The 16,230-nt window shown below is 72.9% G+C and carries 16 protein-coding genes; 8 read left to right on the forward strand and 8 right to left on the reverse strand.

The window, feature by feature from the left end:
- Positions 1-13: 13 nt before the first annotated feature.
- On the forward strand, positions 14-856 hold the full coding sequence (locus tag ACFY1S_RS16855; protein WP_387118430.1) for a hypothetical protein: 843 nt from the start codon (positions 14-16) through the stop codon (positions 854-856).
- Positions 857-860: 4 nt separating this feature from the next.
- Here ACFY1S_RS16855 and ACFY1S_RS16860 read toward each other — a convergent pair whose 3' ends face one another.
- Complete coding sequence (locus tag ACFY1S_RS16860; protein ID WP_387118432.1) at positions 861-1,079, reverse strand: hypothetical protein; 219 nt, start codon at positions 1,077-1,079, stop codon at positions 861-863.
- A 154-nt stretch (positions 1,080-1,233) separates the two neighbouring features.
- Here ACFY1S_RS16860 and ACFY1S_RS16865 point away from each other — a divergent pair, with 154 nt between their 5' ends.
- The gene (locus ACFY1S_RS16865) at positions 1,234-2,175 is read left to right on the forward strand and encodes an epimerase (protein WP_387118435.1); all 942 of its coding nucleotides are present in this window, start codon (positions 1,234-1,236) and stop codon (positions 2,173-2,175) included.
- Between the two features lie 27 nt (positions 2,176-2,202).
- Here ACFY1S_RS16865 and ACFY1S_RS16870 read toward each other — a convergent pair whose 3' ends face one another.
- Positions 2,203-3,762, reverse strand: a complete 1,560-nt coding sequence (locus tag ACFY1S_RS16870) for an NAD(P)/FAD-dependent oxidoreductase (RefSeq protein WP_387118437.1) — start codon at positions 3,760-3,762, stop codon at positions 2,203-2,205.
- Positions 3,763-3,930: 168 nt separating this feature from the next.
- Between ACFY1S_RS16870 and ACFY1S_RS16875 the strand changes: the two genes are divergently transcribed.
- The 4 genes from ACFY1S_RS16875 to ACFY1S_RS16890 all read left to right on the forward strand — a co-directional run bounded on the left by ACFY1S_RS16875 (position 3,931) and on the right by ACFY1S_RS16890 (position 6,742).
- A complete protein-coding gene (locus ACFY1S_RS16875; RefSeq protein WP_387118440.1) occupies positions 3,931-5,157 on the forward strand; it encodes a hypothetical protein in 1,227 nt (408 codons plus the stop codon).
- A gap of 33 nt (positions 5,158-5,190) precedes the next feature.
- A complete protein-coding gene (locus ACFY1S_RS16880) occupies positions 5,191-5,631 on the forward strand; it encodes a hypothetical protein (RefSeq protein WP_387118443.1) in 441 nt (146 codons plus the stop codon).
- A gap of 82 nt (positions 5,632-5,713) precedes the next feature.
- Positions 5,714-6,286, forward strand: a complete 573-nt coding sequence (locus tag ACFY1S_RS16885) for a GNAT family N-acetyltransferase (RefSeq protein WP_387118446.1) — start codon at positions 5,714-5,716, stop codon at positions 6,284-6,286.
- Positions 6,287-6,328: 42 nt separating this feature from the next.
- On the forward strand, positions 6,329-6,742 hold the full coding sequence (locus ACFY1S_RS16890) for a type II toxin-antitoxin system Phd/YefM family antitoxin (protein ID WP_364364334.1): 414 nt from the start codon (positions 6,329-6,331) through the stop codon (positions 6,740-6,742).
- Between the two features lie 18 nt (positions 6,743-6,760).
- Here the strand turns inward: ACFY1S_RS16890 and ACFY1S_RS16895 are convergent, their stop codons facing one another.
- The 6 genes from ACFY1S_RS16895 to ACFY1S_RS16920 all read right to left on the reverse strand — a co-directional run bounded on the left by ACFY1S_RS16895 (position 6,761) and on the right by ACFY1S_RS16920 (position 12,787).
- Positions 6,761-7,828, reverse strand: a complete 1,068-nt coding sequence (locus tag ACFY1S_RS16895; RefSeq protein WP_387118449.1) for an ABC transporter ATP-binding protein — start codon at positions 7,826-7,828, stop codon at positions 6,761-6,763.
- On the reverse strand, positions 7,825-8,640 hold the full coding sequence (locus ACFY1S_RS16900; RefSeq protein ID WP_387118452.1) for an ABC transporter permease: 816 nt from the start codon (positions 8,638-8,640) through the stop codon (positions 7,825-7,827). Before ACFY1S_RS16900 ends, ACFY1S_RS16895 begins: the two co-directional genes overlap by 4 nt.
- A complete protein-coding gene (gene modA, locus ACFY1S_RS16905) occupies positions 8,637-9,434 on the reverse strand; it encodes a molybdate ABC transporter substrate-binding protein (protein WP_387118455.1) in 798 nt (265 codons plus the stop codon). Before modA ends, ACFY1S_RS16900 begins: the two co-directional genes overlap by 4 nt.
- Entirely contained in the window at positions 9,431-9,847 is a 417-nt protein-coding gene (locus ACFY1S_RS16910) for a molybdopterin-binding protein (RefSeq protein WP_387118458.1), read from the reverse strand. The genes modA and ACFY1S_RS16910 overlap by 4 nt, the downstream gene beginning before the upstream one ends.
- A 181-nt stretch (positions 9,848-10,028) precedes the next feature.
- Positions 10,029-10,520: an SsrA-binding protein SmpB gene (gene smpB / locus ACFY1S_RS16915; RefSeq protein ID WP_355028660.1), complete on the reverse strand. Its 492-nt coding sequence runs from the start codon at positions 10,518-10,520 to the stop codon at positions 10,029-10,031.
- Positions 10,521-10,552: 32 nt separating this feature from the next.
- Positions 10,553-12,787, reverse strand: a complete 2,235-nt coding sequence (locus ACFY1S_RS16920; protein ID WP_387118462.1) for a hypothetical protein — start codon at positions 12,785-12,787, stop codon at positions 10,553-10,555.
- A gap of 134 nt (positions 12,788-12,921) precedes the next feature.
- Between ACFY1S_RS16920 and ACFY1S_RS16925 the strand changes: the two genes are divergently transcribed.
- Positions 12,922-14,589 (forward strand): FAD-dependent oxidoreductase, encoded by a 1,668-nt coding sequence (locus tag ACFY1S_RS16925; protein WP_387118464.1) that lies wholly within the window; start codon positions 12,922-12,924, stop codon positions 14,587-14,589.
- 173 nt (positions 14,590-14,762) lie between these two features.
- Positions 14,763-16,220, forward strand: a complete 1,458-nt coding sequence (locus ACFY1S_RS16930; RefSeq protein WP_387118467.1) for an ATP-binding protein — start codon at positions 14,763-14,765, stop codon at positions 16,218-16,220.
- Positions 16,221-16,230: the final 10 nt, after the last annotated feature.

The raw sequence follows: 16,230 nt of genomic DNA on the forward strand, positions 1-16,230 counted from the left end.
GAGGAGCCCACGGGTGCGCGTCAGCCTGGCGACGAGCGCCGGTAGGGCCGGCCGGCCGAACGAGGACTTCGTCGGTGCTGTTCCGGGCGCTGTCGTGCTGCTGGACGGCGCCGGCATCCCGGGCGCCGAAGCGCTCTGCTCTCACGGCGTCGTCTGGTACACGCGTCGCCTCGGCGGCACGCTGCTCGGCCACCTGTCCCGCGACGACGGACGGGACCTCGGGGCCATCCTCGCCGCCGCCATCGGCGAGACCGCCGCCGAGCACGCCGACACCTGCGACATCGCGGACCCCGCCAGCCCGCAGTCCACGGTCGCGCTGGTCCGCGTCCGCCGGGGACGTCTGGACCATCTCCTGCTCGCGGACTCCTTCCTCGTCCTCGACCACTCCCGCGCCGGCCCGCTGGTGATCACCGACGAGCGCGAGGTGAGCGCCAGGCGCGACTGCGCGGCACCGCTGGACGGCCTCGCGCCGGGAACACCTGAGTACGACCGCGTCCACGCCTCCTGCGTCGCCGCGCTGCGGGCGCGGCGCAACAGGCCAGGTGGTTACTGGATCGCGAAGGACGACAGGCGTGCCGCGCGGGAGGCGGTGACCGGCAGCAACTCCCTCTCCGACCTGAACGCTGTGGCGTTGGTCAGCAACGGCGCAAGCCGCGTCGTCGACCCGTACGGCCTCACCGACTGGCCCGGCCTCCTGGAACTGCTGCGCGCCGACGGGCCGGCCGGCGTCATCGCCCGCCTCCGGCAGGCCGAAGCCCGGGATCCCGGCGCTCAGGGAGCGGACGACGCCACAGTCGCCCACTGCACACACCTGCGTCACGAGGACTGGCCGATGGACGGCCCCGGGCCCGGCTGACCTGTCACTCCAGCGCGGCCACCTTGCGCAACAGCACCGAGCGTTCGCGCTGGTTGGCGCAGAGCCGGGCCGCCTGCTCCAGTTCGGCGCGCGCCTCCGGTCGCCGCCCGAGCCGGACCAGCAGTTCCCCCCGTACCGTCGGAACCAGATGCGAACCGGGGAGCCGGTCCGCAGCGATCAACTCGTCCACGATGGCCAGGGCGGACGCCGGATGGGAGGCCATCGCCACGGCCACCGCCCGCCGCGGATCGACGCGACGCCCCGAAACCTCCCGCCGTGAGGCGGCCGCTCCTCGGGACCACGGCCCGGGCGGTCCGGGCGTACCCTCGGAGTTGGCGTTGAACGTGTTCAAATTGCGTCTCCAATGAGGAGGGACCGTGAAGATCGTCATTCCCGGTGGCACCGGTCAGGTCGGCACGATCCTCGATCGGGCGTTGACCGAGGCGGGGCACGATGTGGTGCTGTTGACCCGTTCACCGACGGGTGGGCGTCAGGTTCGGTGGGACGGCTCCACGCTCGGCGGATGGGCCCGGCAGATCGACGGCAGCGATGTGGTCATCAACCTGGCCGGGCGCAGTGTGAGCTGCCGGTACACGCCGGCGAACCTCGACGCCATGATGCGCTCGCGGGTCGAGTCGACACGGGTGGTGGGCGAGGCCGTCGCCGCGGCGGCCCGGCCACCCCGGGTGTGGTTGCAGATGAGCACCGCGACGATCTACGCCCACCGCTTCGACGCGGCAAACGACGAGTACGACGGTCTGATCGGCGGTGGTGAGGACGGGGTGCCCGGTTACTGGAGCTACAGCGTCGAGATCGCCCAGAACTGGGAGGCCGCTCAGGAGCGGGCGGCGACCCCCGACACCCGAAAGGTCGCGTTGCGCTCGGCCATGGTGATGAGCCCCGGCCGGGGTGGGGTGTTCGACGTGCTGAGCTGGCTCGCCCGACTCGGACTCGGCGGACCGGTGGCGGGCGGCCGGCAGTACGTCTCGTGGATCCACGACCGCGACTTCGTCCGGGCCGTGGAGTTCCTGATCGACCGCGACGACCTGAGCGGCGCGGTGAACCTCGCCGCCCCCGGCGCGTTGCCGCAGGGCGAGTTCATGCGGGAGCTGCGCTCGGCGTGGCGGGTGCCGGTCGGCCTGCCGGCCACCAGGTGGATGGCCGAGGTGGGCGCGTTCGTGCTCCGGTCGGACACCGAACTGCTGTTCAAGAGCCGGCGGGTCGCCCCGGCTCGGCTCTCCGACGCCGGGTTCGCCTTCGATCACCCGCGGTGGCCGGCTGCGGCGACGGACCTGGCGACACGGCGCCGGCGAGGCTGACCGCGAGTCGATCGGCCGAGGCCCCGGTCACGCCAGCGGCACCTGCGCCGACCGGCCACCGTCGCCGGCGGGGCGCACACCCTCGGGGGCGGTGATCGGGGCGGCGACGATCCGGCTGGGCAGCACCGGCGCGTCCCGGCCCGTGCCGCGCCGGCCGTCGCCGCCGGACGACTGCTCGTGGTAGTCCTGCTCCACATTCACCGACCAGACGTCGTGCGTACTGCCGGTGGCGATGTTCTCCGCCGCGAGCATCGCGGTCAGCATCGAGTGGTCCTGGTTGTTGTAGCGGTGCATGCCGTTGCGGCCCACCGGGTGCACGTTCGGCACCGCCTCGGCCAGCCACGCGCGGATCACGTCCACGTTGTGCTGGTAGCTCTCGTCGTACACCGGGTAGGCCTTCGGCATGCGCACGACGTAGCCGGCCTCCACCACGCCGGGCCGGACCAGACCCAACCGCTCCAGCTCCGCGGTGGCCAGCGCCACGAGGTCGGCGTCCGGGGTACGCCACATCTCGTCGTCCTCGAACACGAAGTACTCCAGGCCCAGGCAGGTGCGACCGTCCTTGACGAGGTACGGCGACCAGGAGCCGAAGTTCTGGATCCGTCCCACCCGTACCCCCGGGTCGTGCACGTAGATCCAGTTGTCCGGGAAGGAGAACTCCGCGGGCACCACGAGCGCGACGGTCAGGAAGTCGCGGTAGCGCAGGTCGGCGGCGCAGGCCAGCACCTCCGGCGGCGCCGGCGGGCGCAGCGCGGTCACCAGCTCCGAGATCGGCATGGACGAGATCACGTGGTCGGCCGGTTCGGTGCGCTGCCCGCCCGCCCCGTCGACAGTCACGCTTATCGCCCGCCGCCGCTCCGGGTCGCGGTGCACGGCGGTCACCCAGGTGCCTGTCGACAGCTGCCCGCCGCGCTTGCGGACCTGTTCGGCGCAGCGTTCCCACATCATCCCGGGCCCGTACTTCGGGTACTGAAACTCCTCGATCAGGCTTGTCACGTCGGTGCGGCGGCCACCGGGCAGCAGCGCGTTGCGGATCGCCGTGGCAAGCGACAGGTTCTTGATCCGCTGCGCGGCCCAGTCGGCCTGCAACCGGTCCGCCGGCATCCCCCAGACCTTCTCCGTGTACGTCTTGAAGAAGATCGAGTACAGCCGCCACCCGAACCGGGCCGACACCCAACCCTCGAAGTGCGACTGGTCCTTCGGTGGGCGCAGCCGGGCCCGCGCGTACGAGCCGAGGCAGCGGACCGCCTCCGGCAGTCCCAGGTTGCGCAGCGCGTTCATCGCGCTGAGCGGGTAGTTGAACAGCGCGCCCCGGTAGAAGATCCGGCTCATCCGGGGCCGGGTCAGGAAGTCCTCGTCCGGCAGGATCTCGTGCCAGAACGCCTCGACCCGGGGCACCTTCGTGAAGAACCGGTGCCCGCCGATGTCGAAGCGCCACCCGTCGCGCTCCACGGTCCGGCTGATGCCGCCGACCACCTCGTCCGCCTCGAACACCTGGACCGACCGGCCGTGCCGCAGCAGCTCGTACGCCGCCGTGAGCCCCGCCGGCCCCGCACCGATGACCACCGTGCCGTGCTGCTCGCTCATGCCGCCGTACTCCCTGATCACCTGCAATGGTTGAGGCGCGGCGCGTACCCGTTCTGCCCGGAATGTCACCTCCGAGTCGTGGTGTTTCCGCTCCGGCGGGGTGCGCGGCGGCGTACAACGAAAAGGGCGGCACCCCCACGCGGCGGGTGGGTCGGGGAAGCGGGGCGGATGCGCGGGTGGCGACGTGGCGCGGCGACGGTGGCCTCCCGGCTGGCCGGCGCCGGGCGGGCCGGGGCGCGGCTCGCCCGCCGCGTCCCGCAGCCCTGGCCGTACGTGATCGCACTGTTCGTCGGCGCGAAGGTGCTGCTCACGCTGCTCGGGCTGCTGGTGCTGCACGCCTGGGACGGCATTCCCGGCGCACCGCCCGCCGACGAGGCGCTGATGTGGGCACAGCAGCGGGAGGTCTCCGGGCACCGGTGGATCTCCTTCTGGTTCGCCTGGGACGCGCTGCTCTACCTGCGGCTGAGCGAGCTGCCACTGAGCGGACCGTGGCGGGATTTCGGCTTCCCGCTGCTGTACCCGTTCCTGGCCCGGCCGGTAGGCGCGCTGCTCGGCGGCGACAACGCCCTGGCCCTGCTGGTGATCAGCAACGTCGCGTTCCTGCTGGCCCTCGCCTACGGCTACCGGCTGGCCGAGCTGCTGCTCGGCGACGTGGCCGCGGCCCGCCGGTTCACCAGGTACCTGGTGCTGCTGCCCACCGCGTTCCTGTTCCAGGCCGCGCTCACCGAGTCGCTGTTCGTCTGCCTCGCGCTGGCCGCCTTCTACCACGCCGAACGGCGACAGTGGCTGCTCGTCGGTGTGCTCGGCTACTTCCTGGCGATGAGCCGGTCGGTCGGCCTGCTCGTCGCGCTGCCGCTGGCCCTGGTGCTGCTGCGCCAGCACGACTGGCGGCTCGGCCCGCGCGCCCTGCTCGGCTATCTGCGGACCGGCTGGCCGTTGCTGCTGCTGCCCGCCGGATGGTTCACCTTCATGGCGTACTGCCGGTGGCGGGGCGGGGACTGGTTCGCCTACCAGCACGCCCAGCAGACCGGGTGGGGGATCGAGGTGCAGAACCCGGTGCCGGTGCTGCTCGACGGCCTGGCCGGGGAGCCACGCGACGCCGCGCGGGTGTGGTTCGCCGTGGCCGTGCTGGCCGTGCTGGCCGCCGGCTTCCGCCGCCGGGAGCTGGCCTACCTGGTGTACGGCGTCCTCATGGTGCTGGTGCCGCTGTCGATGGGTCCGGCGGTCTACAAGAGCCTGCTGCGGTACCTGCTGGCAGCCTTTCCGGTGGCCCTGGTGCTGGCCCGCTGGTCCCGCCGCGCCGGCGTCGACGTGTGGCTGACCGCGGCGCTCGCCGTCACACAGGGCGCGCTGTTCGTTCTCTGGCTCAGCTACTGGACCCACATGATCATCTGATTGGGACCGCCGCCGGGCGGGCAGGATGAGCGGATGACCGAGCCACGGGTGCGCCTCGACGACCTGGGTGCCTGGCTGATCAAGGGCAACGCCGACCTGTTCGACCTCACCGGCCGGTTCGCCCGCGATCCCCTGGTGACAAGCTGGTGCGTACGCCCCGGCTACCGCGCCCGCCTGATGCGCGCCGGGCAGCCGGTGGTCTTCTGGGCCAGCGGCAGCCGCGGCCGCCTGCCGTACGGGGTGTGGGGCGTCGGCCGGCTCACCGGGGAGGCCGAGTCGGGCCCGCCGGGGCAGCAGTGGTCGGTGCCACTGGAGCTGCCCATCCTCGCCGAACGGGACCGGGTGCCCCGGGCGCTGCTGCGCGCCGACGACCGGCTCGCCGCCCTGGAGGTGTTCCGTCAGCCGCAGGCCGCCAACCCGTCGTACCTGACAGTTGCCCAGTTCGCCGCCCTGCGTACCCACCTGCCGGCCTGAGACCGCCCCGGCTGGCACCCGACCTCCGCCCCTGTGCGAGCCTGCTACCCGTCGTCGCACACGCACCTTCGGGGGAGGCCCGATGTTCGCCCTGCCGCTGACCGAGGACGTCGAACTGCGCCCGCTGGACCCGTGGCGGGCCGAGGAGTTCCTCGCCAACCTGGACCGGGCCCGCGAGCACATCAGCCCGTGGGTCGCGTCCTCCTTCGTCGCCACCGACCTGCCGTCGGCCCGTGCGGTGCTGCAGCGGTACGCCGAGCGCTGGGCCAACGACAGCGGCGGCATCTGGGGCCTGTGGTGGCGCGGCACACTTGTCGGCGGCGTCATGTTCGTCTCGTTCGACGCGACCCTGGGGGTCTGCGAGGTCGGCTGCTGGGTGGAGCCGGCGGCGCAGGGCAGGGGCATCGTCGCGCCGGCGGTCCGCCGGATCGTCGACTGGGCGGTCCGCGAGCGCGGCATCCAGCGCGTGGAGTGGCGTACCAACGCCGACAACACCCGCAGCAAGGCCCTCGCCAGTCGGCTCGGCCTGCGCCTGGACGGCACGCTGCGCCAGCTCTACCCGGGCCCGCGGGGACGCATCGACCTGGAGGTCTGGTCGGTGCTGGCGGACGAATGGCTGGCCGCGCCCACCGCCCCGTCACCCACCGTCCACTGACGACAGCGAGTTTCTGTCGTACCCGCGCGGCACCATGCATCCATGGCCGTCCCCGCGCTCACCCCACACCCCGACCCGCCGCGTTCCGTGCCGCTGCGTGAGGCGCGCACCCGGTTCAGTCAGCTCGTCGCGCTGGCCGAGCTGACCGACGCGGTAACCGTCGTCACCCGCGACGGCGATCCCCGCCCGGTCGCCGCGATCGTTCCCGCCGCAGCCGCCCGCAGCGGCGCACAGGCCCGCGCCGACGCCGACCGCCTCGCCGCGGTCACCGCCGGTTGGGCCCGCCGCCTCGACGAGCAGCACCGCCGCAGCAGCCAGCGGCACGCCGCCGAGCTGGGCGCGGTCCGCACCGCGCTCGCCGAGGTGTGGGCCGAGCTGGACCGTCGGGTCGTCCCCGGCAGCGACCCGGCGCTGGCCCGGCTGCGCGCCGCGCACAACGACCTGCTCGCCGACTGACGGGCGTCCGTCCCGCCGTCACGCGGTGGCCGGGTAGGCGTGCGTCTCGGTCGCCTTGAGCGTCACCCAGACCCGCTGGCCGGGGGTCAGCCGTAGCTGGGCGGCGGCCGCCGGCGTCACGTCCGCGGCCACCCCGACCGGCCCGTCCAGCTGCACCCGCACGTTGTCGCCGTGCCGCTGCACGCCGACGACGGTGCCTGCCCAGGTGTTGCGAGGGCTGCCCTCGGGCCGGGCCCGATGCAGGGCCACCGACGCCGGACGGAACGCCACGAACGCCTCGCCCGCCAACCGGTCCGCGACGGCGAGCGTCAGATCCGGCGCGACGCGTACCTCGTGCCCGTCGGCAAGCCCTCGGTAGAGGTTCAACCCGACGAGTCGGGCGACGTAGTCGGTACGCGGACGGGCCGTGACGCTCGGCCCGTCACCCTCCTGCACCACCCGTCCCCCCTCCACGATGACCAGCCGGTCGGCCAGCGCGAGCGCGTCGAGCGGATCGTGGGTGACCAGCACCGTCGCACCCGGGTGCGCGGCCAGGTGCCCGTGCAGTTCCGCGCGGGTGTCCAACCGGGTGCGGGCGTCCAGCGCCGCGAGCGGTTCGTCCAGCAGCAGCAACGCCGGCGCCACAGCCAGCGCGCGGGCCAACGCCACCCGCTGCGCCTGACCGCCGGACAGCTGCCGGGGCCGACGCGACGCCTGATCGGCAAGCCCCACCCGATCCAGCCAGTCCCGGGCCGTGGCCCGCGCGGCGCGTCTGTCGACGCCGTGCCGGCGCGGCCCGAAGGCCACGTTGTCGAGTGCGCTCAGGTGCGGAAACAGCAAATAGTCCTGGAAGACCACGCCCACCGACCGTCGTTCGGTGGGCACCCAGCCGCCGGTGGTCGGCCGGTCCAGGTCGGTGCCGTCGAGCGTGACGTGCCCGGCCGAGAGGGGGTGCAGCCCGGCCAGCGCGCGAAGCGCTGTGGTCTTGCCTGCGCCGTTCGGGCCGAGCAGCGCGACCACCTCGCCGGGCGCGACCCGCAGCGGGACGTCGAGCCGGAAGGCGCCCCGGTCGACGATGATCCGGGCGTCCAGCAGCGGACTGCTCATGCGCTTGTCATCCAGCGGTCCCGCAGGGCCACCAGGATGCCCACCGACACGACGAGCAGCACCAGACTGAGCACGATCGCGGACTCCAGGTCGGTCTCCAACGCCAGGTACACGGCGAGCGGCATGGTCTGCGTCCGACCGGGATAGTTGCCGGCGAACGTGATGGTGGCGCCGAACTCGCCGAGCGCCCGCGCCCAGCAGAGCACCGCCCCGGCGGCCAGCCCCGGCGCCACAAGCGGCAGCGTGACATGGGTGAAGGTGGTCCACCGGCCGGCGCCCAGCGCGGCCGCCGCCTCCTCGTAGCGGTGGTCCGCCGCCCGGAGCGCGCCCTCCACCGCGATGACGAGGAACGGCATGGCGACGAACGACTCGGCAAGCACCACACCGGCGGTGGTGAACGGCAGCGTGACGCCGAACGTGGCGTCCAGCCAGCCACCGAGCAGCCCGCGCCTGCCGAAGACCAGCAGCAGCGCCACGCCACCCACCACGGGCGGCAGCACCAGCGGCACGGTGACCAGGGCGCGGACCAGACGCCGGCCGGGGAACTCGACACGCGCCAGCAGCCACGCCAGTGGCACCCCGAGCAGCAGACAGAACGCGGTGGCCAGCGTCGCGGTCTGCACCGACAACCGCAGCGCGGTCAGGGCGCCCGGCTCGGTGAGCCGCTGCGGCAGCGTCGTCCACGGCGCCCGGAGCAGCAGCCCGGTCAGCGGCAGGACGAGAAAGAGCAACCCCAACCCGGCCGGGATCAGCAACGCCGCCGGAACGCGTCCCCGCCGCCGGGGCACGACGGTGCCGAGGGCCCGACTCACGGCGCCTGGAAGCCGGCCTCGGCGAGGACCGCCTGGGCCGGCGCCGAGCGGACGTACGCGACGAAGGCGTTGGCGCCGGCCCGGTTCGGCGCGTCCTTCAGAGCGACGATCGGATAGTCGTTCACCGCCCGCGCCGACTCGGGAAACTCGACACCCGTCACGTCGGCACTCGCCGCCCGCGCGTCCGTGCGGTAGACCAGTGCCGCGTCGACCTCACCGAGCTTCACCTTGGCCAGCGCGCCCCTGACGTCCTGCTCCAGGGTCACCGGGGTCAGCGTGACGCCTGCCGCGTCGAGGGCCGACCGCGCCGCCGCGCCGCAGGGCACCTGGTCGGCGCAGAGCGCCACCTTCACCCCCGGGCGGGTCAGGTCGGCCAGCCCGGTGACCCCGGCCGGGTTGCCCCGGGGCACCGCGATCACCAGTTGGTTGCGCGCGAAGACGCTCGCAGTGCCGTCGGCGTTGCCGGCCTCGGTCACCGTCGACATGTTCTTCGGCGCTGCCGAGGCGAAGACGTCCGCCGGCGCGCCCTGGTTGATCTGATTGGCCAGGGCGGAACTGCCGGCCAGGTTGAGGGTGACCGTGGTGCCCGGGTTGGCGGCCTCGAAGTCCCTGCCGATCCGGGTGAACGACTCCGTCAGCGACGCGGCGGCGAACACCGTCACCGTGCCGGTGACCCGACCGTCCGCGACCGCGCCGTCAGCTCCCCGATCGTCGCCACCGCCGCAGCCGGCCGCCGCCAGCACGGCGAACGCCGCCACGGCGGCCAGGCGCGTCCGCCCACTCGGCCCGGTCATTCCCCGGCCCCCGGCCTGGCCGGGGCGGCCCGCTCTACAAGCACCGTGGTGGACTTGATGACCGCGACCGCCACCGAACCCACCCGCAGGTCCAGGTCGTCGACGGCCTCCCGGCTCATCAACGACACCACCCGGAACGGGCCGGCCTGGATGTCGACCTGGGCCATCACCGTGTCCTTACGGACGTCCACGACGATGCCGCGCAGCCGGTTGCGGGCGGAGGAGAAGCCGGCGCCCGCGTCCGGGTCGGCGGCCTGGGCGCGGGCGAAGGCGGCCAGGTCGACGCCCTCGATGATCCGATGACCGTGGCCGTCGCGGCCGGCGGGCAGCCGCCCCGCGTCCACCCAGCGGCGGATCGTGTCGGCGCTGACGCCGAGCACCTCGGCCGCCGCGCCGATCCGGAAGCTCGTCACCGGCTCACCCTAACCTTGCATCCGCAAGGGCGGCAGACCCAACAGGCCAGCATCCACACAGGTAACCGCGTGATTATCCTGGCACCTGCGTCCACTCGCATGATCGTGCTCGATCCAGGATCCAGTGGTGACGGCGTGTCGCTGAGGCCGCCGGCAGCGCTCCCCGTCGACAGCCGGCGGATCAGGGGCGGCGGGGGTGACCCTTGAGGTGTCGACCCAGCTCGCGGGCGATCTCGCGGTTGGCGTCCCGCTCGGCCAGGGTCTGCCGCTTGTCGTAGGAGCGCTTGCCCTTGGCCAGGGCCAGCTCGACCTTGGCGTACCCGTTCTCGAAGTACATCGACAGCGGCACCAGCGTCACGCCACCCTCGCGGACCTTGTCCAGGATCCGGTCGATCTCCGCGCGGTGCAGCAGCAGCTTGCGGTTGCGCCGGGGAGCGTGGTTCGTCCACGTGCCGTACGCGTACTCGGCGATGTGCAGGCCGTACAGCACGATCTCACCGTCGCGTTCGTGCGCGAACGCGTCCACCAGCGAGGCCCGCCCCTCGCGCAGCGACTTCACCTCGGTGCCGACAAGCACGATGCCCGCCTCGTAGGTGCGCAGCACCGTGTACTCGTGCCGGGCCTTCTTGTTCGAGGCGATCAACCGGCGCTCGGGCTGCTTGGACGGGCTCACCCGGCGACGATATCCGCCCCGGCGTCAGCCGGTCACCGGGTGGTCGTCCGCAGCCGCGCCGACAACTCCCGTACCGCGTCGGCGAACGCCTGCTGCGACTCGCACGGCCAGTGCCCCATGATCGGCGGCGGCACACTGTCGCTTGGCGGCGCCACCACATCTTCCGGGTCGACCAACCGGCGGTCGACGCTCGCCGCCGGCCCGGTCAGGTCCTCGACCTCGCCCGGCCGGTGCGACGCGAAGATCCAGCCGCCGATCGGGTCGGTGTCCCGCCACAGGTTGAGCCACCGCCAGCCGACCCGCTCACCGATCGCCCGCAACGCCGCGTCGTCGGCGTACGCGGGGAACAGCCGCGAGTACAGCCGACCCAGGGGAGATCCGTAGGTCAGCAACGCGACCCGGTCGGTGATCCGGGGCGGCAGTTGCAGCACCGCCGCCGCGAGCAGCACCGAGCCGTGACTGTGCCCGGCGAGCAGGACCCGTTCGCCCCGGCCCACCAGGTAGGAGATCCGTTTGGCCAGCTCCGGCACGGCCCGCTCGGCGTAACAGGGCGGCGCGAAGGGGTGCGCGCCCCGAGGCCAGAAGGTGCCCAGGTCCCACAGCACGCCCACGTACCGACGGAACCCCGCCGTCCGGTAGGCGAAGAGACCGCCGACGACCAGCCAGAGGAGAAGCCCGGCGATCAGGTAGCTGCCCGAGTCGATCAAGAAGTCGACCATCTTCTCGGGCACCCCGACGGAGCGCTGCGCCGCCTCCCCGGGGTAGATCTGGACCAGACCGAGCACGCTCGTGGCCAGACCGAGCGCGGCCAACGCGGCGTACACCACAGCGAGGGGTTCCAGCCGTTCGGTGAACCGGGCGCGGGCCACCGCCTGCTCCACCCGCCGCAGCCGGTCCGCCGCCTCCGGCGGCGCGTGCGGGAAGTCGGCGGCCACGATCGCCCGGGCCGCCCGCCGTCGCCCCGGCGCCGTCAGCACGGTCAGCACGGCGGCTACCACCAGGGCGCTCAGCACGGCGAGGAAGAAACCGAAGATCGCCCACGTGTACGGCAGGGGAGGGCTGGTGGCCATCCGGTCCGCGGTCGTCCCCTCGCGGTCGAGCAGGTCCGCGACCCGGTAGACCAGTTCCGCGGCGAAGGCCACGGCGAGGCCTGCGGCGATGGTGACGAAGACAGGTGCACCCAGCGCCCGTATCGCCGCCTTGCGCTGCCCGTCGCCGCGCCGCCAGAGCACCTCCACGGCCAGGGCGGCGACAAGCACGGTCTGGCTCACGAACAGCCAGGCCACGAGCGCGCCGTAACCGGGCAGCGCACCGCGCTGCGGCCACGGAGCCGGACCGATGACGACGTGCACGATCACCAGGATGGTGAGGCCGCAGGCGAACGTGCGCAGCCCCCGGGTGGCGCCGTCCACGGCCGGCGCCGGCCCCGGGCGGTCGATGCTCGGCACCACGCTCAGCAGGAGCACACAGGCCACCAGTACCGCCCCGGTGGCCACCACCAGCACCACCATCACCCGCGAGGCGTGCTGGCTGGCCCGCGCCGTCAGCAGGCTGGCGTCGAGTGTGGCGAACGCCGCCGCCACGTGCACCGACCGCAGCCGTCCCACCAGGGGTGCGCCGTCCCACTGACCGACCGCGCTCAGCCGGTGCTTCGAGGCCCGCGGCGGGGCGTTGGTCCGGAACGCGTCGAACTGGTGGCTGGGTCGGGCGCCCAGCCACCAGACGAGCCCGATGGCGGCGACCGGCACCAGCGCCAGCACGCCCAGGCGCTGGCCGACCGGACGCCCGCCGAGCCAGGACAGCGAACTCCTGCCGGCGAGGCAGGACGGCATGCCCATGCAGCGCCAGGCGATCAGGTCCAGCGCCACCCCGACGATGGAGAGCACGTAGAGCATGGTGAGGGTGAGGGCGAGCACGCGGCACAGCGCCATGAAGCCGTACTTCGCCGACGGGTTCGCCGGGCGCATCCAGAGCGCCACGTTGCACAGCATGAACGGCAGCAGGAACACCAGCGACAGCGTTCGCGCGGCCGTGCCGGACGGCAGCTCGCTCCAGCGGTACGCCTCGAGCGTCACACCGTCGGTCCCGGTCGAGTCGGGGTAACCCGGACGCGGCCGGTAGAACCCGCCGCTGCGGTCACCGGCGACCTGGTGCACGTACGGCCGGTTCAACACCCGGTCCGCACCGGCCCCGGAGACACCGTGCACGCGCAGCTCCACGATCCCGTCCGACGACGTCGCCGGTCCGGTCGGCGCCGAGTCCGCCATGGGCCCCCCGAGGTGTGCGGCAACCGGACGGCCGTCAGCCGCCCGCACGGCTCCGCCGCTTACCCGGGTTGTCGCTGATCAACCGTGCGTCGCGCGCCACGCGATGGTGCGGCGCACACGCCGCAGGTGGTTTCATGGGCGCCATGGCGAACCCGGTGATCCTTACCGTCGACGACGACCCCGTGGTGTCCCGGGCCGTGGCTCGGGACATCAGGCGCCGCTACGGCGACCGCTACCGGGTGCTGCGCGCCTCCTCCGGGCCGGAGGCGTTGGACGCGCTGCGGGAGGTGAAGCTGCGCGGCGAACAGGTGGCGCTGCTGCTGGCCGACCACCGGATGCCGGAGATGACAGGCGTCGAGTTCCTGGAGGCGGCGATGGACATCTTCCCGGCCGCCCGCCGGGTGCTGCTGACGGCGTACACGGACACCGACGCCGCGATCGAGGCGATCAACGTGGTGGACCTGGACCACTACCTGCTCAAGCCCTGGCACCCGCCGGAGGAGAAGCTGTACCCGGTGGTGGACACCCTGCTGGAGGCGTGGTCGGTCACCCCGGACGCGGCGAGCGCCGAGATCCGGGTCGTCGGGCACCGCTGGTCCGCCCCGTCGTTCAAGGTCCGTGACTTCCTGGCCCGCAACCTGGTGCCGTACCGGTGGCTGCTGGCCGATGATCCGGAGGGCGCCCGGTTGCTCGACGCCGCCGGTGCCACCGAGGCGGACGTGCCGCTTGTGGTGACCGCCGAGGGCAAAGCGCTCGTCGCCCCCAGCGAGGCCGAACTGGCCACCCTTGCCGGGTTGACCGTGGTGCCGGCGTCGGACTTCTACGACCTCGTGGTGATCGGCGGCGGCCCGGCCGGCCTGGGCTCGGCGGTGTACGGCGCCTCGGAGGGGCTGCGTACGGTGCTCGTCGAGCGCCGCGCCACCGGAGGGCAGGCCGGTCAGAGCAGCCGGATCGAGAACTACCTGGGTTTCCCCGACGGCGTCTCCGGCGCGCAGCTGACCGACCGGGCCCGGCGGCAGGCGGTGAAGTTCGGCGCCGAGCTGCTCAGCGCCCGGGAGGTGATCGGGCTCAGCGAGGCGGGCGGCGCCCGGCTGCTCCGCTTCGGCGACGGCACCGAGATCGCCGCGCACACGGTGGTGCTGGCCACCGGCGTCTCGTACCGGGTGCTCGACGCGCCCGGGTTGGCCGACTTCACCGGCCGGGGCGTCTTCTACGGCGCCGCCGCGACGGAGGCGCCGAGCTGCGTCGACCAGGACGTCTACATCGTGGGCGGGGCCAACTCGGCGGGCCAAGCCGCGGTGCACTTCTCCAGGTACGCGGCCCGGGTGCACCTGCTGATCCGCGGCGCGGACCTGACCGCGTCGATGTCGCGGTACCTGATCGACCAGCTGGAGCGGATCGACCGGATCACCGTGCACCCGCACACGGCGGTGACCGGCGCGGCGGGGGAGGGGCACCTGCAACAGCTCACCCTCTGCGACACCCGTACCGGTCAGTCCCGCTCGGTGGACACGTCCTGGCTGTTCATCTTCATCGGGGCGGAGCCCCGCACCGACTGGCTCGACGGTGTGCTGGTCCGCGACGGGCGCGGGTTCATCGTCACCGGCCCGGATCTGCTGGCCGGGGGGAGGCGGCCGCCCGGCTGGTCGCTGTCGCGTGACCCGTACCACCTGGAGACGAGCGTGCCTGGGGTGTTCGCCGCCGGCGACGTGCGGGCCGAGTCGGTCAAGCGGGTCGCCTCGGCCGTCGGCGAGGGCGCGATGGCCGTCTCTCTCGTGCACCGCTACTTGGAGGCTCAGTGAGTGCGAGGAGTGAGCCGGGTTTGCGAGCCCCGCAGTCGCGAACGGAGGAGGCTCGGTGAGTGCGAGGAGTGAGCCGGGTTTCCGAGCCCCGCAGTCGCGAACGGAGGAGGCTCGGTGAGTGCGAGGAGTGAGCCGGGTTTGCGAGCCCCGCAGTCGCGAACGAAGGAGGTCCAGTGAGCGGTCAGTCGGACCGGTTGACGCCGGCGCAGCTGCGTTCCCTGTTCCTGTTCGAAGCTTTGGACGACGGTCAGCTCGACTGGCTGGCCGAGCGTGGCCGCGTCGAGCAGCGTGCCGGCGGCACCCTCGTGTACGGCGAGGGTGAGCCGGCGACGTGCTTCTTCGTGCTGGTGCGCGGTGCGGTGGCGCTGAGTCGGCAGGTGCGCGGAGACGATGTGGAGGTCTCCCGGACCGACCAGCGTGGCGTGTACGGCGGGGCCACCCAGGCGTACCTGGGCGACCAGGTCGATCAGACCTACCGCAACAGCCTGCGGGCGGTGACCGACGCGGATTTCTTCGTGTTGCCGGCTGAGGACTTCGCCTATGCCCTGCGGACCTGGTTCCCGATGCCCATGCACCTGTTGGAGGGGCTGTTCTTCGGCATGCGGGACTCGCAGACCATCGTGGGGGAGCGGGAGCGGCTGCTGGCTCTCGGTTCCCTGTCGGCGGGGTTGACGCACGAGCTTAACAATCCGGCGGCGGCGGCGGTGCGGGCCACGTCGGTGCTGCGTGACAGGGTCGCCGGTATGCGGCACAAACTCGCCATGATCGCTGACGGTCGGCTCGACGGCAGTGCCCTGCACGGCCTGGTCGCGTTCCAGGAGGAGGCTGTCGCCCGGGTCGGCGCCGCGCCGACGTTGACTCCGATGGCCACCGCCGACGCCGAGGACGCGCTCACCGACTGGCTGGAGGAGCGCGGCGTAACGGACGCCTGGGACCTGGCGCCGATCCTGGTCGGGGGTGGCATCGACGCGGCCTTCCTGGCGCGGATGAAGGCGGCGGTCGGTCCGGCCGACCTGGAGGCGGCGGTGCGGTGGCTCACCTACACGGTCGACACCGAGCTGCTGATGCGCGAGATCGGCGACGCGGTCACCCGGATCTCCGGCCTGGTGGGGGCCGCCAAGCAGTACTCGCAGTTGGACCGCGCGCCGCACCGGGTGGTGGACGTGCACGATCTGCTCGACGCCACCCTTGTGATGTTCAAGGGCAAGATTCCCGCCGAGGTCAAGCTGGTCCGGGAGTACGACCGGAGCCTGCCGCAGGTGCCGGCGTACGCGGCCGAGCTGAACCAGGTGTGGACCAACCTGATCGACAACGCGCTGGGTGCGATGGGGGAGAAGGGCGTGTTGACCGTCCGCACCGGACGCGTCGACGACCTGCTGACTGTGGAGGTCACCGACACCGGGCCGGGCATTCCGCCGGAGGTGCGTCCGCGCATCTTCGAACCGTTCTTCACCACCAAGCCGGTCGGCTCGGGCACGGGGCTGGGGCTGGACATCTCGTACCGGATCGTGGTGCACAAGCATCACGGCGACATCCGGGTGGAGACCGAGCCCGGGCGCACGACGTTCCGGGTGCTGCTCCCGGTCGCCGGGGGCGCACCGGACGCGCCGCACGACGCGCCGATCACCTAGAGACAGCGCC

Source organism: Micromonospora sp. NPDC000663 (genome assembly GCF_042898105.1).
In the GTDB taxonomy this organism is placed as follows: Bacteria; Actinomycetota; Actinomycetes; order Mycobacteriales; family Micromonosporaceae; genus Micromonospora.